Origin of the sequence: Myxococcus sp. AB036A (assembly GCF_006547355.1) — a bacterium.
Taxonomy (GTDB): Bacteria; Myxococcota; Myxococcia; order Myxococcales; family Myxococcaceae; genus Myxococcus; species Myxococcus virescens.
In genome coordinates, this window is sequence record NZ_VHLC01000078.1 from 1 (window position 1) to 21,830 (window position 21,830).

The window sequence follows — 21,830 nt, forward strand, 5'->3', positions numbered from 1 at the left end:
CCCGGAGCCCCCTCCCCCGTCCTCGGGCGGCGCCCTCGCGGAGCCCTCCCAACGTCGCTTCCACTGGCTGCCCCCCGTGGGGACGTGGAAGTACCACCTGCTGCTGAGCGCCGTGGCCCTGTTCATCCTGGGGCCCCTGGGCGGCATCGCCGCGTCGTACATGAACTTCAGCGTGGGCTTCTTCGTCGGCGGCCAGGTGCTGGCCGGCATCCTCGGCAGCGCCGTCACCTACGGGTACGGCGCGGAGGGCAAGCACGGCGCCAACTACATGCAGACGATGGCCGCGTCAGTGGCCTCGCTGTGCGCCATGTCCGTGCTCATCCAGTCCATGGTGTGGCTGGGCATGGAGATGCCCGCGGCCTGGCAGCTCATGCTCTTCGTCGGCTGCGTGGGCATGTTCGCCGTGGGCGTGGGCATGCTCTACACGCCCCTGCTCGTGGACAAGCTCCAGCTCGACTATCCGTCCGGGCTGGCGGTGGCCAACATCCTGCGCGCCCTCACGGACAAGCGCCTGCTCAAGGCGTCCATCTCCAAGCTGGGCGGCGGCACCCTGCTGGGCGCCCTGGCGGCGTGGATGACGGAGAAGGTGGCCTTCGTCGCCTCCATCGGCACCAGCGCGGCGACGCTGGGCGCGGGCATGATTGTCGGCAGCCGCATCACCGTCCCCGCCATCGTGATGGCCGTCATCGGCGCGGTGCTGGTGCCCACCCTCCGAGAGATAGGCTGGCTCGGCCCTCAGGACCCGTTCCGTAAAATCGGCTTCGTCATCGGCCTGGGGATGATTTGCGGCGCGGCCGTGGTGGACCTGTCGCTGCTGGCGGTCCAGGCGGCGAAGCGCATCCGCGAACGGGCCTCGGCGAAAGACGAAGAGGCGGAGGAGTCCTGGAAGAAGGTCAACATCCCCCGGCTGCTGGCCTGGGTGGTTGTCTGGGGCGGCGCGACGCTGGTGGTGGGCACGCAGGTGCTGAATCAGCCCGTCGGCTGGCTCCTCTTCGGCATGCTGCTCGCCCTGCTGTTCGTGCTCATCAACGGCATCTCGTTTGGAATCACCGACCAGAACCCCATCTCCAGCGCCTTCGTCATCTCCGTGCTGATGATGTCCATGATGGGCCTGCGCGTTCCGCTGGTGGGCATGATGGCCGCCACCATCCTGCTCATCTCCACCTCCGTGGGCTGCGACATGCAGCAGGACCGCTCCACCGGCTGGCGCCTGGGCACCAACCGCGTCACCCAGTTCCGCTATCAGGTGCTGGGCGTCATCATGGGCGCGCTGCTGTGCGTGGGCCTGGCGCGCGTGTTCATGACCGCCTACCCGGCGCTCACCATCAACCAGCTCGACAACCCCAACGCCGAGGTGGGCCAGTGGGGCTCCGCGATGACGTACAAGCTGGTGGGCGCCATCCGCGACCTCGGCTCGCTGTCGCAGGCCGTCGTGAATGCCCTGCTCCTCGGACTGGCCATCGGCTTCATCTACGAACTGCTGCGCAAGGTGGTGCGAGGCAACGCGCGCTACCAGCGGTACGTGAAGGGCTCCCGCCAGGGCTTCGCCGTCGGCTGGACGGTGGACGCCATCCTGCTTCCCAGCCCCTACGCGTCGTCGTTCGGCGGCTTCGTGGCGTTCCCGGTGTCGCTGTGGTTCGGCGCGGGCGGCATCGTGACGTCCGTCTGGAACACGTTCTCCAAGCGTGGAGCGCCCGCGGTGAGTGGCAGCCCGGGTGAAGGCGAGGCCCTTCCGGAGGACATGAGCACCATGTCCCTCATGGGCGGTGGCCTCATCGCCGGTGAGTCGCTGTTCTTCCTCATCGCCGGCCTCATCGGGCTCGCGTCGCTGTTGGCGTAGCAACACCTGCACGGGCCCTCCCAGTAGCGCAGGGTCCGTGCAGGGGGCCGAGTTGACAATTCTCCGCCCCCCTCGCATCTTCTTCGCCGTGAGCTTCGTCATCACCACCACGACCACCGGCACCACGACTCGCTTCGGCGGGCGTGGAGCCGTGCGCGTCACGTGGTGAGCTGACGAACGCACGGTTCCCTGCCCCGCCTTCTCCGGCCGGGGCAACCGTGCGCTCGCTCAGCGCTCCGACCGGATGGCGTTTCACCCTTCCGAATCGGAGACGAAGCAATGCTCGACGAACACGACCACCGCGCGCTGGGCCAACGCCTGGACCTCTTCCACCTGCAGGAAGAGGCACCCGGCATGGTGTTCTGGCACCCGCGCGGACTGGTGCTGTACCGGCTGCTGGAGGAGCACGTCCGCCAGCGCATGCGCCGCGAGGGCTACCAGGAAGTCCGCACCCCACAGCTCTACGCGCAGCCCTTGTGGGAGCGCAGCGGCCACTGGGACAACTTCCGGGAGAACATGTTCCTGGTGGAGGACGGCGCGCGGCACCTGGGCGTGAAGCCGGTGAGCTGCCCCGGCCACATCGAACTGGTGCAGCGCATGGCGCCCAGCTACCGCGACCTGCCGCTGCGCCTGGGCGAGTTCGGTCTGGTGCACCGCGCGGAGCCCGGCGGCGCGCTCCATGGCCTGTTCCGCCTGCGGCAGTTCACCCAGGATGACGGCCACATCTTCTGCGCCGAGCCGCAGGTGGTGCCGGAGGTCGTCCGCTTCGCCCGCTCGCTGAAGGACTTCTACGCGGGCTTCGGCTTCGACGACGTCCAGGTGGCCTTCTCCGGCCGGCCCGCGTCGCGCGCGGGGCGCGATGAGCTCTGGGACAAGGCCGAGTCCTGGCTCCTCCTCGCGGCGAAGGAAGCGGGGCTCCAGTGCCACATGCAGCCGGGCGAGGGGGCCTTCTACGGGCCCAAGCTGGAGTTCGTCTTGAAGGACCGGCTGGGGCGTGCGTGGCAGTGCGGAACCATCCAACTGGACCTCGTGCTGCCGGAGCGCTTCGACCTCCACTACGTCGACGCCTCCGGTGCCCGCGTCCGTCCGGTGATGCTTCACCGCGCGCTGCTCGGGAGCCTGGAGCGCTTCATCGGCGTCATGCTGGAACACCACGGCGGCGCGCTGCCGCCCTGGCTGGCGCCGCAACAGGTGGTGGTGGCCGCCGTGGGTGAAGCCGCAGGCGACTACGCCGAGCGCTTCGCCGCGAAGCTCCAGGAGGCAGGCTGCCGCGCCAGCGTGGACCGGCGGGGTGAATCCCTGTCCCGCAAGGTCCTGGATGCCCACGCGGCGGGCGTCCCGTGGCTGGTGGTGGCGGGCGCACGCGAGGTGGCCGCGGGCAACGTCCGCCTGCGGCAGCGGGACGGCGCGCAGCGGGACGTCCCGTGGGAGGACGCCGCGGCGGAGCTCGTCGCGTCGTGCCGGCCGGCCCCGGACGCCTGAGGGTGACACCAGGGCGCGAGCGGTGAACCGCACCGCTCGCGCCCCGTCGCTTCAGACCTGCTGGAGCCGCTCCAGCACCTCGCCCGCGTGCAGGACTTCCTCTGGCACTGTGGCCAGGTCGTCCAGGCTCAAGAGCCCCACCGGCCGCCGCTCACCGTCCACCACCACGAGGCGACGCACCATCTTCTCCTCCATCACCTTTTCCGCCACGTCGAGCGTCGCGTCCACGTCGCAGGTGATGACCGTGGCCGTCATCACCTCGCGCACGGGCGTGGTGTTCGGGTCCTGCCCCAGCGCCGCGGACCGCACCGCGATGTCCCGGTCCGTCAGCATGCCCACCAACTGCCCACCCTCCAGCACCGGCAGGGAGCCGATGTTGCACGTGCGCATCCTCAGCGCCGCGGCCCGGATGGGCTCGCCCGCTTCGATGGTCTCCAGGTTCTTGGTCATCAGCTCGCCAATCCGCATTGCACGCTCCTCACTTGGCATGACGCCCCTCCCCACTCCCGTTGAACCCCGACGCCCCGCCGTCGCCTCCCGGATTGCGCCTGGCCCTGGAGCGAGGAGCCGGACGAGCTCCCTCACACCTTGCTGCCCACCAGGCGCGACGCTGGGGCAGGATGCGCATCTGATGTGCGCGTGGGCCCCGGTCCGGGCCCGGACAAGGAGCAGGAAGGCATGGTCGACAAGCTCACCCTCAGCGACGACGAATGGCGCAAGCGCTTGAGCCCCCAGGAGTATGAAGTCCTCCGCCGCCAGGGCACCGAGCGGCCTGGCTCCGGGTGCTTCCTGGGCACGAAGACGCCCGGCACCTACGTGTGCGCAGGCTGCGGCAATCCCCTGTTCAAGGCGGGAACGAAGTTCGAGTCCGGCACGGGCTGGCCGTCCTTCACGCAGCCGGTGGCTCCCGACGCGGTGGCGGAAATCCAGGACGTCTCGCACGGCATGATTCGCACCGAGGTCCGCTGCGCGCGCTGCGACGGGCACCTGGGCCACGTCTTCCCCGACGGCCCCCCGCCTACCGGCCTGCGCTACTGCATGAACTCGGTGTCCATGAAGCACGTCCCCGAAGGCCAGCCGCTGGAGCTGGTCAAGGCATAGCCTCCTCACGGAACGGGTGAGCGGGCCGGATGCTGTCCCGGCCCTGCTCCCCGCCCAGCGAACCCGCGGCGCTCAGCCCAGCCAGACGCGGGCGTTGCGGAACATGCGCATCCAGGGGCCGTCGTCGCCCCACTCGCGAGGCCGCCACGAGTGCTGCACGGAGCGATGCACCCGCTCCGGATGCGGCATGGTGATGGTGAAGCGGCCATCCCGCGTCGTCAGCCCCGCGATGCCGTGCGGCGAGCCGTTCGGATTGGCGGGATACGACTCCGCCACGCGCCCGTGGTTGTCCACCCAGCGCGTCGTCACCAGCCCCAGCCCGTTGACGCGGGCGGCGTCCTCCGCGCTAGGGAACTCCGCGCGGCCCTCGCCGTGCGAGGTGACGATGAGCATCCGGCTGCCTTCCATGCCCTGGTAGAAGAGTGACGGCGTCTTCGACACCTCCACCAGGGACAAGCGCGCCTCGTACTGCTCCGAGGCGTTGCGCACGAAGCGGGGGAAGTGCTCCGCGCCCGGGATGATGTCCTTGAGCTGCGACATCATCTGGCAGCCGTTGCACACGCCCAGGCCGAAGCTGTCCGGCCGCGCGAAGAAGGCGGCGAAGGCGTCTCGCGCACGCGGGTTGAAGAGGATGGACTTCGCCCACCCGCCGCCCGCGCCCAGCACGTCGCCGTAGGAGAAGCCGCCGCACGCCAACACGCCCTTGAAGCCTTCGAGCGACACCCGCCCCGACAGGATGTCACTCATGTGGACATCCACCGCGGCGAAGCCCGCCCGCGTGAAGGCCGCGGCCATCTCTTGCTGGCTGTTGACGCCCTGCTCGCGCAGCACGGCCACCCGAGGACGAGCCCCCTTCGCGATGAAGGGCGCGGCCACGTCCTGGGCCGGGTCGAAGGTCAGCTTCGGCGACAGGCCCGGGTCCGCCGCGTCAGTCCTCGCGGCGGACTCCTGGTCCGCACAGGTGGGATTGTCGCGCAGCTTCTGCATCTCGTAGCTGACGCGGGACCACGTGCGGCGCAGGGCCAACGTGTCCTCCGCCAGCAATGTGTCGCCGCCGTGGCGCACGCGCACCTGCAACGCCGTCACCGGGCGGCCCAGCTCGTGGACATCCCGTGACAGGCCGTGCTGTGCCAGCACCTCGCGCACGCGCGCCACATCCGAGGCGCGCACCTGCACCACCGCGCCCAGCTCTTCGTTGAAGAGGGCCGCCGCCACGTCACCGCCCAGCGGCGCCAGGTCCACATCCAGTCCGCAGCGACCCGCGAAGGCCATCTCGCACAGCGTGGCCCACAGACCGCCGTCGGAACGGTCGTGGTACGCCAACAGCGAACCGCTTTCGCTGAGCGCCTGCACCGCGGCGAAGAAGCCACGCAGCAGCGCCGGGTCCTCTACGTCCGGGCTCTCCGGCCCCACCTGCCCGTTGACGTGCGCCACCACGGAGCCGCCCAGCCGCTGCTTCCCGCGCGCCAGGTCGATGAAGAGCAGCCGGGTGTCGTCCGCCACGTCTACCAGTTGCGGCGTCAGGGACTTGCGCACGTCCAGCACCGGCGCGAACGCGGAGATGATGAGCGACACCGGCGACGTCACGGCCTTGCGGGCACCGCCCTCCTCCCAGACGGTGCGCATGGACATGGAGTCCTTGCCCACGGGGATGGTGAGGCCCAGCGCGGGGCACAGCTCCATGCCCACCGCGTGGACGGCGGCGTAGAGGCTGGCGTCCTCGCCCGGGCTGCCCGCCGCGGCCATCCAGTTGGCGGACAGCTTCACATCGGACAGCTTGCCGATGCGGGCCGCGGCGATGTTGGTGAGCGCCTCGCCCACCGCCATGCGCGCCGAGGCCGCCGCGTCGATGAGGGCCAGCGGCGTGCGCTCGCCCATGGCCATGGCCTCACCCGTGGTGCTCGTCACGGTGGACAGCGTCACCGCGCAGTCCGCCACCGGCACCTGCCAGGGGCCCACCATCTGGTCCCGGCTGCTGAGCCCGGACACGGTGCGGTCGCCAATGGTGATGAGGAAGCTCTTGTCCGCCACCGTGGGGTGGCCCAACACGCGCTCCGCCAGCACCGCCAGCGAGCCATCCAGCGTCAGCGGCGCGAACGACACCGGGCGCGACGTCACGTCACGGTGCATGCGCGGCGGCTTGCCGAACAGCACGTCCATGGGCAGGTCGATGGGCGCGTTGCCGAACTGCGTGTCCCCCAGCTTCAGGGTCTGCTCGGCGGTGGCGTCACCCAGCACGGAGAAGGGCGCGCGCTCCCGCTCGCACAGCGCGGCGAAGCGGGCCAGGTCCTCTGGCGCCACGCCCAGCACGTAGCGCTCCTGCGCCTCGTTGCACCAGATCTCCACCGGCGACATGCCCGGCTCTGCGTTGGGCACCGCGCGCAGCTCCAGGCGTCCACCCAGGTCGTTGTCGTGGGCCAGCTCCGGCACCGCGTTGGACAGACCGCCAGCGCCAACGTCGTGGATGGAGCGGATGGGGTTCTTGTCGCCCAGCGCCCAGCAACTGTCGATGACCTCCTGGCAGCGCCGCTCCATCTCCGCGTTGTCCCGCTGCACGGAGGCGAAGTCGAGGTCCGCCGCGCTCGCGCCCTGCGCCATGGAGGACGCCGCGCCACCGCCCAGGCCGATGAGCATCGCGGGCCCACCCAGGACGATGAGCTTGTCACCCGGCTGCAGACGCCCCTTCTGCACGTGCGACGCGCGGATGTTGCCCAGGCCACCGGCAATCATGATGGGCTTGTGGTAGCCGCGCACCTCCACGCCGCCGGGCGTGGGGACCTGCACCTCGTAGCTGCGGAAGTAGCCCGTGAGGTTCGGCCGGCCGAACTCGTTGTTGAAGGCCGCGCCGCCCAGGGGGCCGTCCACCATGATGTCCAGCGCGGAGACGATGCGGTCCGGCTTGCCGTAGGGCTGCTCCCAAGGCTGCTCGAAGCCCGGGATGCGCAGGTGGCTCACGCTGAAGCCGGTGAGGCCCGCCTTGGGCCGGGCGCCACGGCCGGTGGCCCCTTCATCGCGAATCTCGCCGCCCGCGCCGGTGGCGGCGCCCGGGTACGGGGAGATGGCCGTCGGGTGGTTGTGCGTCTCCACCTTGATCATGATGTGGGCCGGCTCGCGCACGGAGCCCCACTCACCGGATTCGGGGGACGGGAAGAAGCGGTCCACCTCGAAGCCTTCGATGACGGCCGCGTTGTCCTTGTACGCGCCGAGCACGCCTTCCTTGTGCTGGACGTAGGTGTTCTTGATGGCCTGGAAGAGCGAGCGCTCCTGCGGCTTGCCATCGATGGTCCAGCTCGCGTTGAAGATCTTGTGCCGGCAGTGCTCGCTGTTGGCCTGCGCGAACATCATCAGCTCGACGTCGGTGGGGTTGCGCTTCAGCTCGGTGAAGCGCGCCACCAGGTAGTCCATCTCGTCGTCGGCCAGGGCCAGGCCCAGCTCGCGGTTGGCGGTCACCAATGCCGCGCGGCCTCCGCCCAGCACGTCCACCGTCGTGAAGGGCCGGGGCGTGTGCCCGGCGAACAGGATGGCCGCGTCTTCGAGACGCCCCACCACCGCCTGCGTCATCCGGTCATGCAGCACCGGCTTCAGGCGCTCCAGCGCCGCGTCCTGCAACGCCTGCCCGTCGGGGCCCGCGATGAAGAAGGCGGTGCCGCGCTCCATGCGCCGCACCCGCTCGCCCAGGCCGCAGTTGTGGGCGATGTCCGTGGCCTTGGAGGACCAGGGGGAGATGGTGCCCGGCCGAGGCAGCACGAGCAGCAGGCTGCCGGTGCGCGCGCCCGTGGCCACGCGGGGCCCGTAGTCGAGCAGGCGGCCCAGGGTGGCCAGGTCCGCCTCGGAGAGGGGCGCCGGAGCGTCGATGAGGTGCACGAACTCCGCATAGACGGATGAAACGGAGGGCACCCGCTCATGGCACTGGGCCAGGAGCTTGGCGAGCCTGAAGTCAGAAAGGGCCGGAGCCCCACGCAGGGTGTGCATGCTGGACATGGGTCGAGATCGTGGCTCTGGGTAACAGCGGGGCCGTCCTTATCACCGTGTGTCGGCCCGGCGCGTGAAGAGTTCGCGCCGGGACGCCTGCCGGACATGCGGGGAGGAGCCACGGTAGGTGTCAGCCGCACGTCAGAGCCTGCGCGGCGCACGTGACAAAGCCGGAAGCTCCGCCAACAGCCCTATCGGTTCCCCCAGGGCGCCGGACGGGGCATCGCAGGAGCAAGCAACCTTCACGCTCCTCCAGGGCCCCCCCCGCGTGGAATACCCCCTCGCCAGGCGCGCGCTCACGCCGCTATGCCGCTTCGCGCTCCGGGACCTCCGGAGGCGGCGCCTCCAGCGTCGCCAGGTGGGCCCTGGCCAACTCCAGGTTGTCATTGTCCAGCGGGTGGAAGGAGGGGCGCAGGTACTGCTGCAAGCCCCGCCCCAGCACTTGGAACAGCACCGGGTCCTTCCGGTGAGCGCGCCACAGCTCGCGCAGCAGCCCCGTCCACCCCAGCCCACGCTCCTGGCGCAGCAGCGTCACCGTGGCGGCGAACCACAGGGCGAAGAGCGACAACACGCCCAGCACCATGCCCAGCACGCGCAGCCCGTAGCCCGGTGCCACCTTCCGCAGCACGTCGAAGGCCACCGCCTTGTGCTCAATCTCCTCGGCGGCGTGCCACTCGATGAGGTTGCGCATCGCCGGGTGGCCGTCCGCGAACACGCCCAGCGTCAGCGTGTTCTCGCCCATCAGCGCCGTGTAGTGCTCCAGCGCGGCGGTGATGGACAGCCGCAGCGACGGCGGAAACTTCGCGTCGATGACGCCCCAGAGGAATGACTCGTACCGCCGCATGAAGCGGCGGATGTCGTAGCCCTGGGACTCCAGCAGCTCGATGTAGTCCTGGTGCTCGCGCGCGTGCTTGCCTTCCTGCGCGAAGAAGGCCTTCACCTGCGCGTGCAGCGCGGGCGTGTCCGCCAGCTGCGGCATGTAGTGGTTGACGCTGCGCACGAAGAACCGCTCCCCCTGGGGGAAGAGCATGTTGAGCCCGTTCCACAGGTGCGTGGTGCCAGGGCCGTTGCGGTGCCAGATGCGCGGGAAGCTCGCGTCGAAGGGGAACTGGAGGTGCGGTCGCGGCCGGATGCGTCCGGGGTCGTGGGGGGAGACCATGGAGAGCTCTCGTGACGGAAGACCAGGAAGGTTCATTCAAGGGAGTGCCGGACGTCGCGGCCGGACCCTGCTGACCGCCTCCGCGACGAGCACATCCCGGAAGGCCAGCAGCTTCTCGCGCGTGCCCAGGGCACCACTGCCCGCGAGCGCCGCGAAGAAGCGCTTGCGCACGCCCGAGGGCGTCGCGTGGAGGACCTCCGTCACGCAGAGGGCCACGCCGCCCCCCACGGCACACAGCGGTCGCATCGTGTTGAAGAAGAGCGGGGAATGCCGCGCCAGCGCTTCATCATCGTCGACCTCCAAGGTGATTTTGGACAGCAGGGCATTGCCTCCCAGGGCGGCGGGCACCTGCCGCAGCAAGGGCGTGAAGGCGAAGCCGTGCGTGGTGAGCGAGGGCAACCACCACGGCAGCGCCGGTGAGTACAACGTGGAGAAGATGTCCTTCAGCACGCCGCCGCCCCGCCGCGTCTGCTCCAGCAGGTGCGCGACGTGCGCGGGCGTCATCGGCCCTGTGCGCGTCCGCGAGGGCACCACCGCGATATCAATGCGCCGCCACTTCCGCGCCACGGTGTGCGGCGACGCGGGCAGCACCGGCACCAGCAGCGTGGGATTGTCGACGGGGAACACACCCTCGCCGGCCCGCTGCACCGCCTGGAGCATCGCGCAGGTGAGGTTCCGGAAGTCGAGCCCCTCCGGAAGCTCCACTCGCAGCAGCGGCGACGGCTCCGCGGGACCGGTGAGCCATTCGCCCGGCGCCGCGCGGCCCTCGCTGCGCGGCAAGCCCTCCGAGGCCGCCAGCGAGAGCTCGGCCATCGCGGTGCCATCCATCACCAGGTGGTCGAAGCTCAGCTCCAGGGCGCCCGTCGCCGCGTCCACTCTCGCACCGAGCCAGGCGCTCGACGTCAGCAGGTGGGACGTCCAGGCGCTGTCGCCTCGCGAGGCGCGGTCCACCAGCACCTGCGGGAACAAGCCATCCCGCCGCGCCTCGGCCAGCGAGCGGCTGGGCGTGCGCGCCAGCAACGCCGCCACCGCATCAGGCGTCAACGCCGCGTCGTCCAGCGACAAACGCACCACCTGGAACCCACCGTCCTCGCACGTGATGGCGGCGGTGAGCACATCCGCGTCCTGGACGCGTTGGCGTGCATCGGAGCCTTCACGACCCAGGCGCGCCACCCAGACGTCCAGGGGCTGGTTCTGCCGGCGCACGCCGCGGCTGTCGCGGTACCAGCGCGCCACACGCGCCAGCAGCACCGGTGCCCACGTCCCACCGTCCGTTTCCACGCCCAATGGCTGCACCGTCACCATGATGCGGCGCGAGCGGGGCTCGGTCGTCAGGAACTGCTCCCACGTCGTCAGCGCGGGCACCACCTGGGTCGGCCGCCGCGCCGGAAACAGCCGCCGCCACCCGTCGCAGAAACGCACGAGCCCGCTGATGGCATGACGCGCCGCCGGATGCAGGTGTGGAAACTGATGTGTCAGCGCAGCATGCACGCGTCCGATGACGCCAACGTCCTGGGCTTCAACCGGAAACGGGAGGGGACCGGATCCGTCCATGGCACACCTCCGAGTGGTCAACGGGGGGATGACCCACGGCATTGGCTGCGTAGCCTACCGGACACGCCACCTGTACCGTCAGGTCATAGCGTTATTTCACTTACAGCCATGCTTTTTGACCTGCCTGCGCGGGTGAAACACGACTCACGAAGGCGTCCCCTCACGGAGCGCATGGGCAGCTCACGCAGCGGGCGTGATACGCAGTGCATCAGCCGGGACGGAATCTTCGCGCGACGTGCCACGTCGGCCGGCACGAATGTCTGACATTGAATGCAAGCGAGCAAGAACGCGTGCCTTCACCCCAGACACATCCTGGTATTCTTTGACAGCCTGACATTCCCATGCACTCCCGCCCGGGGTGTCGGCTCAGGAGCATCCATGTCTTTCATCCCCAGTCCCTTCGCCTGGAGTGCCGCCCTGCTGCTGACGTTCGCGACCGTCGCGGCGGCTGAACCCGTCAGCTCCGGGCCCGAGGCGCTCTGTGAGAACAGCGCGAGCGCCGAGTCCTCGCTGGCCATCTGCTTCCAGTCCTTCTGTGACGAGGACTGGGAGTGTGCGAACGCGTGTCCCAGTGCGCAGACGGCCGCCTGCGTGAACTCCATGTGCGAGTACACCTATCGAACGGGCGGAGGCTCCGGCGGCTCAGGTGGCCCCTTCTGCTCGGCGATGTTCTGTGCGGATGACTACGACTGTCAGTGCGGAGACCGTCAGGGCTACTGCGGCTTCGACTCCATCTGCTACTTCTAGGCCGCTCGACGCGTCGTTCCGCTCGTCAGGCTCCGGGAAGAAAGCCCGCGCCAGTGAGTCCGGCGCGTCGGTGGACACATTCCCGGAGCCGCCATGCCACGCATGCTCGACAGCCTTCCCCTTCTCTACCGCGACCTTCTTCCTGACTTCTTCCGGCAGGACGTTCCCGAGGAGAGCAAGGCCACCTGTTCGAACTGCGCCATGAGCCAGGACTCCGCGCAGGGCGCCGTCGACTCCGTGGACGGCGTGAGCCGCATGTTCCGGCCGGACACCAAGTGCTGCACGTACTCGCCGCGCCTGCCCAACTACCTGGTGGGCGCGCTGCTGTCCGATGACCGCCCCGAGCTGGCCGAGGGCCGGCGCCGCATGGAGGCAAAAATCGCCAGCCGCGTGGGCGTCACGCCGCAGTGGGTGAAGCCTCCCGCCAAGTTCCAGTTCCTCTACAAGAACGGCCACCAGTTCTTCGGCCGGGCCGCGTCCCTGCGCTGCGGCTACTTCTCCGCGGACAGCGGCGGCTGCACCATCTGGCCCTACCGCGAAGCCGTTTGCTCCACCTTCTTCTGCAAGTACGTGGCGGGCGCGGACGGTCGCAAGTTCTGGATGTCCCTCAAGACGTACCTGACGCTGGCCGAAATCCAACTGTCACGCTGGACGGCGCTCCAACTCCTCCCCGACTACGTGCTGTCCGGAAGGGACCGCGCGGAGACGCAGCCCGGGCCGCTCACCGTCGAGGACCTGGATGACACCGCGCCGCCCGCCAAGACCTACGCGGCGCTGTGGCAGGGTTACGAGGGACTCGAGCTCGACTACTTCCGGGAGTGCTACCGCCTGGTGAAGGCGCTGCCCCCGGACGGCGTGGAGAAGCTGCTGGGCCTGGATGGCACCATCGAGCTGAAGACGCTGGAGAAGCTCCGCCACACCGCCGTGGCGCCAAAGTTGCCGCGCACGCTCAAACTCAACCCCGATGCCACCGTCCAGTGGATGCAGGACGGCAGCGTGGCCCTGGGCGCGTACAGCGAATACGACGCCGTGGCCCTGCCCGGTGAAGCCTATGGACTGCTCGTCGACTTCACCGGACGCGAGCCCGTGGACGCCGTGCGCAAGCACCTGCGCGAGCACAAGCAGGCGGACCTGTCCGAGGACGTCCTGCTGGAGCTGTACCGGCACCGCATCCTCGTGGATGCGTGAGGCAGGCGTCCGGCTACGACTGCTGGGACAGCTCTCCCAGCTCGCGCAGCGTGCGGACGGAGGCGTGGGCGTTGCGCCACGCGAAGACTGTCTCTGACAGGTGGTCCGCCATCCACGAGCAGAAGCCCGGGTCTCCGGCGCCCAGCCACGCCGCGGACTCGGACAGCTCCGTCTCCGCGGCTTCCCACGCGCGACGGTAGGCGCTGGCCGCGGTCATCAGCTCGGACAGGGAGTGGGTGAAGGCGTCCAGGGCCGCGCGCAGCTCCAGCGGCGCGCCCGGCTCCCCCCGGCGAGAATCGCGCAGCCGCCCCAGGTGGACCAGGAGCCCCTGCTCCAGCGCGGCGGCGGTCCCCAGCCGCGCCTGGGCGCCGTGGAGCAGGACCTGGAGGTCCTCGCCCAGTTCATGCTGCAGCTCCTCGGTGGAGCGCGCCACCGGGCGTCCCAGCCGCGTACACACCGCCTGCCACAGGTTGCTGTACCCCAGGAGCTCCGCCACGCCGCGGCGCACATGAGGCGGGACGCGATCCAGGAACTCGAGCGCGCACTGACGGGCGGACGTGGCCAGGGGGCCCGCGCCCGGCCCCGCCTTCGCGCACTTCAGCACCCGCCAGGCCCACTGGAGCGTCGTCTCGGTGGAGCGGAAGAGGGCTTCACAACCCGCGCTCAGCGTCCCCGCATGGCTGGCGTCCATCAGCGAGGTGGAGGTCGCGGGCACGGTCCGGGCTTCCTCGCCGGAGACCTGCTCCGGGCGTGGCTCCCGTTCCGATGAACCGCGGTCCGGCGACATGCTCCGCCTCCCTCAACGCGACGAGCTACCCCAGGTATCGCATGCCCTGCGCACAAGCTCCAACACCCCATCAGGGGAGGGTTCAAGGCGCCGCGCGTGGACTGAGACGGGCGGGATGCCCGGGGATTCAAGCCGGTGTCGTGTCGCACGGGTTGAGAAAAATCCGGCCGGGCGCCCGGAACGAGACACCCGGCCGGCGCGCATCCGCGCGGCACGCGCTCAGTGGAGGGTGCGCTTGAGACGGCTGAGCCGCTCATGCGTCCGCTTCTGCGCGGGAATCAACTCCATCCGCACGAAGCGCCGATTCTCGCCATGCACCTGGTCCGCGTCGCGCTGGTAGTCGGCGAGGCCATGGTCCTCGCCCTCCTCCAGCGCCTGGATGGCGGCCTTCTCGCCCAGGATGTCCGCGCCGCCTTGGACCAGCTTGGCGAAGGTGCCCCACATGCCCGAGCTCTCCACGGGCTCACCGCCCATCTTCAGGATGCGCTCGCGAATCTCCTCGACCCGGTGCTCATGGTCGTGCTGGCAATACTCCAGCGCGTCACGAGCCAGTCCGTCCGAGACGTGCCCGATCGCCTTGCGATAGGTCTCCACGGCGGAGATTTCGCCGCGCAGGAACGAGTTGAGCATCTCGACGTCCTTGTTGGTGCTCGCCATCGATGGCCTCCATGGGTGACGGGTGAATCCGGCTTGCCGCAAAAGGTGATGCCCGCTGCCGCATGGGCAACGAGGGCTCGCTTCCCCGCCTCCTTCCAAGGTCTGCGCGGACGTTCACCCGATGGCGCCGTGTCCCGCCCCCAGGCGTGCGGGCGAGCGGGCGTCCCCTCGGGCTGGCCCAGCCCCGCATACCGCATTGAGGTGGACGGGTTGACGCGCGCCTGAAACAGCCGCTAGCGTAGGTGTTCGCGATGACGCACTTCCCCACACCGACCGCCGCGCCGTTTGCCAGCCGCTGCTGTCCGCCGTGTGCCTGCTGTCGTCAGCCGGACCTGGGTTGTTGACGCGCACACGGGACGCCCTTCCAAGCCTCCCTCCTCGCGCTCTTCCCGGCCCGGTCTCCTCTCCCAGGAACCGGGCCGTTTTCGTTTCCTCACCCAGCCAGCCCTGCACCGCGCCTCTCCCATGACCTTCACCGCCGACGCCCGTGTCCCCTGCTCTCCCGTGCTCCCCGCCGGGAATGATGACGCCTGTGCCACGTGTGGCGCGTTCTGTCTGTGCCGTGCGTGTCCCGTGTGTCCGCCTGCAGGCGGGTGCCGAGCATCGAGAAGCGTGTAGCGCGTCCTTCTCGAACCTTCTTGCTCGTGCGGCCCGCCCTCGAAAGAGGCGGGCCTTTTCTTTTCCTGGAGTCACCATGTCGCCCTCGCAGCCCCAGGCCTCGGCCCTGCTCGCCGAAGCCGCTGAAGTGAAGGACGCCCCCGCGCAGGACCTCCTCGCCTGGACCGAGCGCCGCTTCGGTGCGCGCGCGGCCATCGCCTCCAGCTTCGGCGTGGAGGACATGGTCCTCATCGACCTGGCGCGCCAGCATGCGCCCAGCCTGCGCCTCTTCACGCTCGACACCGGACGCCTGCCCCCGGAGACGTACGAGCTCATGGAGGTGGTGCGGAAGCGCTACGGCGTCACCGTGGAGACGTACTTCCCCGAGCGCGCGCGCGTGGAGGAGTTGGAGTCCACGAACGGCTACTTCTCCTTCCGCCAGAGCCTGGAGGCACGCAAGGCGTGCTGCGCCATCCGCAAGGTGGAGCCCCTGTCGCGCGCGCTCGCGGGTCAACAGGCGTGGGTGACGGGCTTGCGCCGTGAGCAGTCCGTCACCCGCACCGACGTGGCGACGCTGGAGGTGGACAATGTGCATGGGCTGCTCAAGCTCAACCCGCTGGCCACATGGAGCAGCCGGGACATCTGGGCCTACGTCCGGGCGAAGAGCGTGCCCTACAACGCGCTCCATGACCGTGGCTACCCGTCCATCGGCTGTGCGCCCTGCACGCGCGCGGTGAAACCCTACGAGGACGAGCGCGCGGGCCGCTGGTGGTGGGAGTCCGCGGAGAACCGCGAGTGCGGCCTCCACCCGGTCCGATGAAACGCGCCATGCCTTCACACCCCCTGGATTATCCCGTGTGCCTTCGACTCGAGGGACGCTCCGTCCTGCTGGTGGGCGGCGGCGCCATCGCGGAGGGCCGTGCCCTCGCGGTGCTCGACGCCGGCGCGCGACTGCGTGTCATCGCGCCGGAGGCCACCGCCACGCTGCGGCGGCTCGCAGCCGATGGACGCCTGGAGTGGCAGCCCCGTTCCTACGAGGTCGGCGACGTGCGCGGCCATCACCTGGTGCTCGCGGCCACGGATGACGTGGCCGTGGGCCGGCAGGTGGCCACCGAAGCCCGAGACCTGGGCCTGTGGGTCAACACCGCGGACGAACCGGCGCTGTGTGACTTCACCCTGCCCTCCGTCGGCAGGCGCGGCCCCATCACCGTCGCCGTGTCCTCGGCGGGGCGGGCCCCCGCGCTCGCCAGCCACCTGCGCAAAACGCTCACCGGGCAGGTGACGCGACACCACATCTGGCTGGCGCGACTCAGCGGCTGGCTCCGCGAACACCTGCCCCGAGGCGAAGCGCGCCAGCGGCTGCTGAAGCAGGTGGCGGTGGGAGACATCGGCGCGCTCCTGGAGCAAGGCGAGCGCAAGGCCGCCTGGGCTCGGCTCCGCACGGAGTTGGAGCACTCGAAGATACCTGGAGAGACACGATGAGAGAGCAGACGAGAGGCCGAGTGTTCCTGGTCGGCGCGGGTCCGGGAGACCCGGAGCTGTTGACCTTGCGCGCCGCGCGCGTGCTCCGGGAGGCGGACACCGTCGTTCATGACCGGTTGGTCCACCCTGGCGTACTCGAGCATGCGCGACCCCACGCCCGGCTCATCTACGTGGGCAAGGAGGGCGGCGGAGACTCCGTGAGCCAGGAGGAGATTCACGTCATCCTCATCGCCCAGGCGCTGCTGGGGCGCCGCGTGGTGCGGCTCAAGGGCGGTGACCCTTTCGTCTTCGGCCGCGGCGGCGAGGAAGCGCTCGCGCTGGAAGAGGCGGGCGTCCCGTATGAAGTCGTGCCCGGCCTCACCGCGGGGACAGCCGTGCCCGCGGCGGCTGCCATTCCCGTCACACACCGGGGTGTCTCCGGCGCGGTGACGTTCGCCACCGCATACCGAGGCGGCAGCCCGCCGGCCTGGGACTTCCTGGCGAAGGCCCAGACGCTGGTCCTCTACATGGCGGGCAGCCGGTTGGAGGAGACGGTGCGCGCGCTGGTCGGCGCGGGGCGTTCCGCGTCCACCCCAGCCGCCGTGGTGGAGGCGGGCACGTGGGAGCATCAACGGGTGGTGGAGGCTCCGCTGAGCCACATCGCCCAGGCGGCGACGCGTGACGCGCTCGGCTCGCCGTCGCTGCTCATCGTGGGCGAGGTCGTCTCGCTGCGCGGACGCCTGCCTTCACTGGTGGCGCAAGGATCCACGGAGCATGGACACGCGCCAGCGCGCGTGGCGGAGGGCGGTCATGAGTGAGCACACGTTCGCGCGGTCGTCCCATCTGTCGGAACTGGAAGCGGAGAGCATCCACATCCTCCGGGAGACAGTGGCGGAGTTCGCCAGCCCGGTGATGCTCTACAGCATCGGCAAGGACTCCCAGGTCCTGCTGCACCTGGCGCGCAAGGCCTTCCACCCCGCGCCCCTGCCCTTCCCGCTGCTCCACGTGGACACCACCTGGAAGTTCCGGGACATGTATGCGTTCCGGGACGCCTTCGTGGCGCGCCACGGACTGCGCCTCATCATCCACCGGAACCAGCGCGCGCTGGCCGAGGGCATCAACCCCTTCGACCACGGTAGCCAGAAGTACACCCATGCGATGAAGACACAGGCGCTGCTGGAGGCGCTGGCGGCGCATGGCTTCGACGCGGCCTTCGGTGGCGCGCGGCGCGACGAGGAGAAGTCCCGCGCCAAGGAGCGGGTGTTCTCCTTCCGGGACCGGCACGGACAGTGGGACCCGCGCCGCCAGCGGCCGGAGCTGTGGAACCTCTTCAACGGCCGCGTCGACGCGGGCGAGAGCATGCGCGTCTTCCCGCTGTCCAACTGGACGGAGCTGGACGTGTGGCACTACGTGCTGCGCGAGCGCATCCCCGTGGTGCCGCTCTACTTCGCGGCGGAGCGTCCTGTCATTGACCGGGGCGGAACGCTGCTCATGGTGGATGACGAGCGCATGCGGCTGCGGCCCGGGGAGAAGCCCGAACTCCGGCGCGTGCGCTTCCGGACCCTGGGCTGCTACCCGCTCAGCGGCGCCATCGAATCCTCCGCCACCACGGTGGAGACCGTCATCCACGAGATGGTGAACGCCCGCCAGTCCGAGCGGCAGGGCCGACTCATCGACCACGACGAAGAGGGCTCCATGGAGTTCAAGAAGCGCGAGGGCTACTTCTAATGGACACCGGCTTGCAGCAACTGCTCGACCAGCATGCCTCCCGGGAGCTGCTCCGACTCGTCGTGGTCGGCTCCGTGGATGACGGGAAGTCCACCCTCATCGGCAGGCTCCTCTACGAGTGCGACGGGCTCTTCGAGGACCAGATTTCCGCCGTGCGGAAGGCCAGCGCGAAGCGGACCGCCGCCGCCGTGTCCGTGCCCTCCGAAGCGCTGGTCCAGGGACTGAAGGCCGCGGCCGGCGCGGACGGGGAGGAACTGGACTTCTCCCTCTTCACCGACGGCCTGCGCGCCGAGCGTGAGCAGGGCATCACCATCGACGTTGCCTACCGCTACCTCAGCACCGCGCGGCGCAAGGTCATCGTCGCGGACACGCCGGGCCACATCCAGTACACGCGCAACATGGCCACCGGCGCCTCCACCGCGGACGCGGCGGTCATCCTGGTGGACGCGCGACTGGGCGTGCTGCCGCAGACGCGCCGCCACGCGTACATCGCCTCGCTGCTGGGCATCCCCTACCTGGCCGTAGCGGTGAACAAGATGGACCTCACGGACTTCGACCGCGGCACCTTCGAGCGCATCGGCGCCGAGCTGGTGGACTTCGCTCACGCGCTCGGCTTCGAGGGCGTGCGGCTCTTCCCCATCAGCGCCAGTCGCGGGGACAACATCACCCGGCCCAGCGCCCGCACGCCCTGGCATGAAGGCGGCAGCCTGCTCGCGTGGCTGGAGTCCCTGCCTCACCAGCGCCGGCAGGACGACGCGCCCTTCCGCTTCCCCGTTCAGTACGTGCTCCGGCCCCACCAGGACTACCGAGGGCTGGCGGGACAGATTGCCTCCGGCACCGTCCGCGTCGGGGATGAAATCCAGGTCCATCCCTCCGGGCGGCGCACGCGCGTGGCGAGCATCGACACCTTCGACGGACCGCTGGAGGAGGCCGCGTCCCCCGCGTCCGTCACGCTGCGGCTCGCAGACGAAGTGGACGCCAGCCGAGGCGACGTGCTGGCCCATGTGGACCAGCCGCCGCTGTCGCTCCACCAGCTCGACGCGATGCTCGTGTGGTTCGGAGAACAGCCGCTGGACTGCTCGCGCCGCTACCTGGTGAAGCAGGCCTCGCGGACCGCGCCCGCGCACATCGAGCGGGTGCTGTGGCGCAAGGAACTGGCGGACCTGTCCGAACAACCCGCCGAGTCCCTGTCGCTCAACGACATCGGCCGGGTGCGGGTGGTGTGCCGTCGGCCGCTGCTGACCGACCCGTACCGCGACAATCGCCGCACGGGCGCCTTCATCGTCATCGACGCGCTCACGCACGACACGGTGGCCGCGGGCATGGTCCTGGGTCCTGCGGAGGAGTCGACGAAGGGCGACGTGGCCTCGTCGCTCATCACGCAGTCCGAGCGGCGGGGACGGCTGGGTCAGCCCGGCGCCATCGTCCTGCTGCCCGCCACGCCGGACGCGGGCTCACGCGCCTTCCAGTTGGAGCGCCGGCTGTTCGACCTGGGCTGGCACGTCACCACCAGCCCCGGTGATGTGGAGGTCGCGCTGGCGCTCGCGGCGGCGGGATTGGTGGCCCTGGTCCACACCGACGCGCCCCAGACACGCCGGGCCCTGCGCGCGGAGGCCCGCGATGCCGGCGCCGCGTGGCTGGAGCTGGAAGCCACTGAAGACCTGGAGCAGCACCTCGACCGAATCATCTCCCTCCGGGAGGCCGCACGATGAGCGCATCCCCTGCCACCCATGCTCCCCCGTTCATCAACGCGCTGCTGGGTGAGAACAAGAGTGCCCTGCTGCTCAAGCTCGTGGAGGAGATGGACGCCTCCGCCCTGCACTGGCTGAGCGGCTACACGGCGGGACTGGCCGTCCGCGCCCCCCAGGTCACCGTCGTCCCCGTGACGCCCGTACCCGTGGCGGCCCCCGCCGGCCACTTCACCATCATCTACGGGACGCAGACGGGTAACAGCCGCCTCCTGGCCGAGCGCCTCAAGCACCAGGTGGAGTCCGCCGGGCTCGCCACGCGGCTGTTCCGGGCCAGCGACTATCCGGTGCGGGAGCTGGCCAAGGAGAAGCTGCTCTGCGTGGTCATCAGCACCCAGGGAGATGGCGACCCGCCGGACGACGCACGCGGCTTCTGTGAGTTCATCCTCGGCAAGCGCGCGCCTCGCATGGAGGGGCTGCGCTACGCCGTGCTGGGGCTGGGAGACTCCAGCTACCCGCGCTTCTGCGAGGTGGGCCGGCGGCTCGACGCCCGCTTCGCGGAGCTGGGCGCCAGCCAGTTGTTGGCGCGTGCCGATTGCGACGTGGACTTCGAGCCCGTGGCCAAGGGCTGGCTCGACCAGGCCTACACCCTGGCGCGCGAAGCCCTGACTCCGCAGACGACGGTGACGGCCACTGTCGTGCCGCTGCGGGAGCTGCCCGCCACGCCCGCGTTCACCAAGGAAGCGCCCTACACGGCGGAGGTGCTGCTCAATCAGCGCATCACCGCACGCGGCGCGCTCAAGGACGTGCGACACCTGGAGCTGTCGCTCGCGGGCTCCGGGCTGGAATACGCCCCCGGCGACGCGCTGGGCGTGTGGCCCCACAATCCGCCGGAGCTGGTGGCGTCCTTCCTGTCCGAGCTGCGCCTCGACGGAGAAGCGGCGGTCACCCGAGAGGGCCGCACGCTCCCGCTGGCGCGCTGGCTGAGTGACGAGCTGGAAATCACCAGGCTCAACCGCCCCTTCCTGGAGCGGCACGCCACGCTGTCCGGCAGCGCGGCGCTGCGCGAAGTGCTCGAACCGGGCCGCGCCGAGGCCTTCCGCGCGTTGCTGGCGGGGCATCAGGTCATCGACGTACTCCGCGCCCACAAGGCCACCTGGGACGCCACGGAGCTGGTCCAGTCCCTGCGCCGGCTGACGCCCCGGTTGTACTCGATTGCCTCCAGCCCCAAGCGCGTGGGTGAAGAAGCACACCTCACGGTGGCGGTGGTGGACTACACGGTGTTCGATCTGCGGCACTTCGGCGCGGCGTCGTACCACCTGGCCACTCGCACGGCCGGAGCCGACACGGTCCGCGTCTTCATCGAGCCGAACGAACGCTTCCGGCTGCCGGAGGACGGCACCAAGGACGTGCTGATGATTGGCCCTGGCACCGGCGTGGCGCCCTTCCGGGCCTTCGTCCAGGAGCGCGCGGAGACCGGAGCGAAGGGCCGCAACTGGCTCTTCTTTGGTGAGCAGCACTTCCGCACCCAGTTCCTCTACCAGACGGAGTGGCAGGAGGCCCTGAAGAAGCAGACGCTGCACCGGCTGTCACTCGCCTTCTCGCGGGACCGCGCACAGAAGGTCTACGTGCAGCACCGGCTGCGTGAGTCCGGACGTGACGTCTACGAATGGCTCGAAGGCGGCGCCCACCTCTACGTGTGCGGCGACGCCCAGCGCATGGCCCCGGATGTCCACGCGGCACTGGTGGACGTCGTCTCCACCCACGGCGGCAAGAGCCGCGAGGACGCGCACGCCTGGCTCGAAACCCTGCGCGAGCAGCGGCGCTACCTGCGCGACGTCTACTGACCCATTCCGATTGCGAGCAACG

General features: G+C 70.0%; 17 protein-coding genes. 11 read left to right on the forward strand and 6 right to left on the reverse strand.

Going from position 1 to position 21,830, the window contains the following annotated elements; translation table 11 throughout:
• Window positions 1-76 precede the first annotated feature (76 nt).
• Complete coding sequence (locus FL344_RS26965; protein WP_141620548.1) at window positions 77-1,840, forward strand: OPT/YSL family transporter; 1,764 nt, start codon at window positions 77-79, stop codon at window positions 1,838-1,840.
• 279 nt (window positions 1,841-2,119) lie between these two features.
• The gene (gene thrS / locus FL344_RS26970; protein WP_141620549.1) at window positions 2,120-3,322 is read left to right on the forward strand and encodes a threonine--tRNA ligase; all 1,203 of its coding nucleotides are present in this window, start codon (window positions 2,120-2,122) and stop codon (window positions 3,320-3,322) included.
• 51 nt (window positions 3,323-3,373) lie between these two features.
• Here thrS and FL344_RS26975 read toward each other — a convergent pair whose 3' ends face one another.
• On the reverse strand, window positions 3,374-3,811 hold the full coding sequence (locus tag FL344_RS26975; protein ID WP_228558049.1) for a CBS domain-containing protein: 438 nt from the start codon (window positions 3,809-3,811) through the stop codon (window positions 3,374-3,376).
• A 189-nt stretch (window positions 3,812-4,000) separates the two neighbouring features.
• On the opposite strand from FL344_RS26975, the gene msrB reads away from it, so the two are divergent.
• A complete protein-coding gene (gene msrB, locus FL344_RS26980) occupies window positions 4,001-4,423 on the forward strand; it encodes a peptide-methionine (R)-S-oxide reductase MsrB (protein ID WP_090489950.1) in 423 nt (140 codons plus the stop codon).
• A gap of 72 nt (window positions 4,424-4,495) precedes the next feature.
• Here msrB and purL read toward each other — a convergent pair whose 3' ends face one another.
• From purL to FL344_RS26995, 3 genes are all read right to left on the reverse strand, one after another.
• Window positions 4,496-8,404: a phosphoribosylformylglycinamidine synthase gene (gene purL, locus FL344_RS26985; protein WP_141620550.1), complete on the reverse strand. Its 3,909-nt coding sequence runs from the start codon at window positions 8,402-8,404 to the stop codon at window positions 4,496-4,498.
• A 295-nt stretch (window positions 8,405-8,699) separates the two neighbouring features.
• Window positions 8,700-9,554 carry a metal-dependent hydrolase gene (locus FL344_RS26990; RefSeq protein WP_141620551.1) on the reverse strand — a complete coding sequence of 285 codons (855 nt, stop codon included), beginning with the start codon at window positions 9,552-9,554 and terminating at the stop codon, window positions 8,700-8,702.
• Window positions 9,555-9,590: 36 nt separating this feature from the next.
• Window positions 9,591-10,976, reverse strand: a complete 1,386-nt coding sequence (locus tag FL344_RS26995) for a hypothetical protein (RefSeq protein ID WP_228565404.1) — start codon at window positions 10,974-10,976, stop codon at window positions 9,591-9,593.
• Between the two features lie 510 nt (window positions 10,977-11,486).
• Between FL344_RS26995 and FL344_RS27000 the strand changes: the two genes are divergently transcribed.
• A complete protein-coding gene (locus FL344_RS27000) occupies window positions 11,487-11,855 on the forward strand; it encodes a hypothetical protein (RefSeq protein WP_228565405.1) in 369 nt (122 codons plus the stop codon).
• 93 nt (window positions 11,856-11,948) lie between these two features.
• Complete coding sequence (locus tag FL344_RS27005; RefSeq protein WP_141620554.1) at window positions 11,949-13,043, forward strand: hypothetical protein; 1,095 nt, start codon at window positions 11,949-11,951, stop codon at window positions 13,041-13,043.
• 13 nt (window positions 13,044-13,056) lie between these two features.
• Here FL344_RS27005 and FL344_RS27010 read toward each other — a convergent pair whose 3' ends face one another.
• Both FL344_RS27010 and FL344_RS27015 read right to left on the reverse strand, forming a co-directional pair.
• Window positions 13,057-13,830: a hypothetical protein gene (locus FL344_RS27010; protein WP_090489643.1), complete on the reverse strand. Its 774-nt coding sequence runs from the start codon at window positions 13,828-13,830 to the stop codon at window positions 13,057-13,059.
• A gap of 219 nt (window positions 13,831-14,049) precedes the next feature.
• Window positions 14,050-14,487 (reverse strand): DUF2383 domain-containing protein, encoded by a 438-nt coding sequence (locus tag FL344_RS27015; protein WP_194858428.1) that lies wholly within the window; start codon window positions 14,485-14,487, stop codon window positions 14,050-14,052.
• Between the two features lie 694 nt (window positions 14,488-15,181).
• Between FL344_RS27015 and FL344_RS27020 the strand changes: the two genes are divergently transcribed.
• Genes FL344_RS27020 through FL344_RS27045 form a run of 6 tightly spaced genes read left to right on the forward strand, consistent with a single transcriptional unit; the run spans window position 15,182 to window position 21,808 of the window.
• Window positions 15,182-15,904 carry a phosphoadenylyl-sulfate reductase gene (locus FL344_RS27020; RefSeq protein WP_141620555.1) on the forward strand — a complete coding sequence of 241 codons (723 nt, stop codon included), beginning with the start codon at window positions 15,182-15,184 and terminating at the stop codon, window positions 15,902-15,904.
• Window positions 15,901-16,566 (forward strand): bifunctional precorrin-2 dehydrogenase/sirohydrochlorin ferrochelatase, encoded by a 666-nt coding sequence (locus FL344_RS27025; RefSeq protein WP_141620556.1) that lies wholly within the window; start codon window positions 15,901-15,903, stop codon window positions 16,564-16,566. The genes FL344_RS27020 and FL344_RS27025 overlap by 4 nt, the downstream gene beginning before the upstream one ends.
• Window positions 16,563-17,363: a uroporphyrinogen-III C-methyltransferase gene (gene cobA, locus FL344_RS27030; protein WP_141620557.1), complete on the forward strand. Its 801-nt coding sequence runs from the start codon at window positions 16,563-16,565 to the stop codon at window positions 17,361-17,363. The genes FL344_RS27025 and cobA overlap by 4 nt, the downstream gene beginning before the upstream one ends.
• Entirely contained in the window at window positions 17,356-18,273 is a 918-nt protein-coding gene (gene cysD / locus FL344_RS27035; RefSeq protein WP_141620558.1) for a sulfate adenylyltransferase subunit CysD, read from the forward strand. The genes cobA and cysD overlap by 8 nt, the downstream gene beginning before the upstream one ends.
• Window positions 18,273-19,985 carry a sulfate adenylyltransferase subunit 1 gene (locus tag FL344_RS27040; protein WP_141620559.1) on the forward strand — a complete coding sequence of 571 codons (1,713 nt, stop codon included), beginning with the start codon at window positions 18,273-18,275 and terminating at the stop codon, window positions 19,983-19,985. The genes cysD and FL344_RS27040 overlap by 1 nt, the downstream gene beginning before the upstream one ends.
• Window positions 19,982-21,808, forward strand: coding sequence for an assimilatory sulfite reductase (NADPH) flavoprotein subunit (locus FL344_RS27045; RefSeq protein ID WP_141620560.1), 1,827 nt, complete (start codon window positions 19,982-19,984; stop codon window positions 21,806-21,808). Before FL344_RS27040 ends, FL344_RS27045 begins: the two co-directional genes overlap by 4 nt.
• Window positions 21,809-21,830 lie beyond the last annotated feature (22 nt).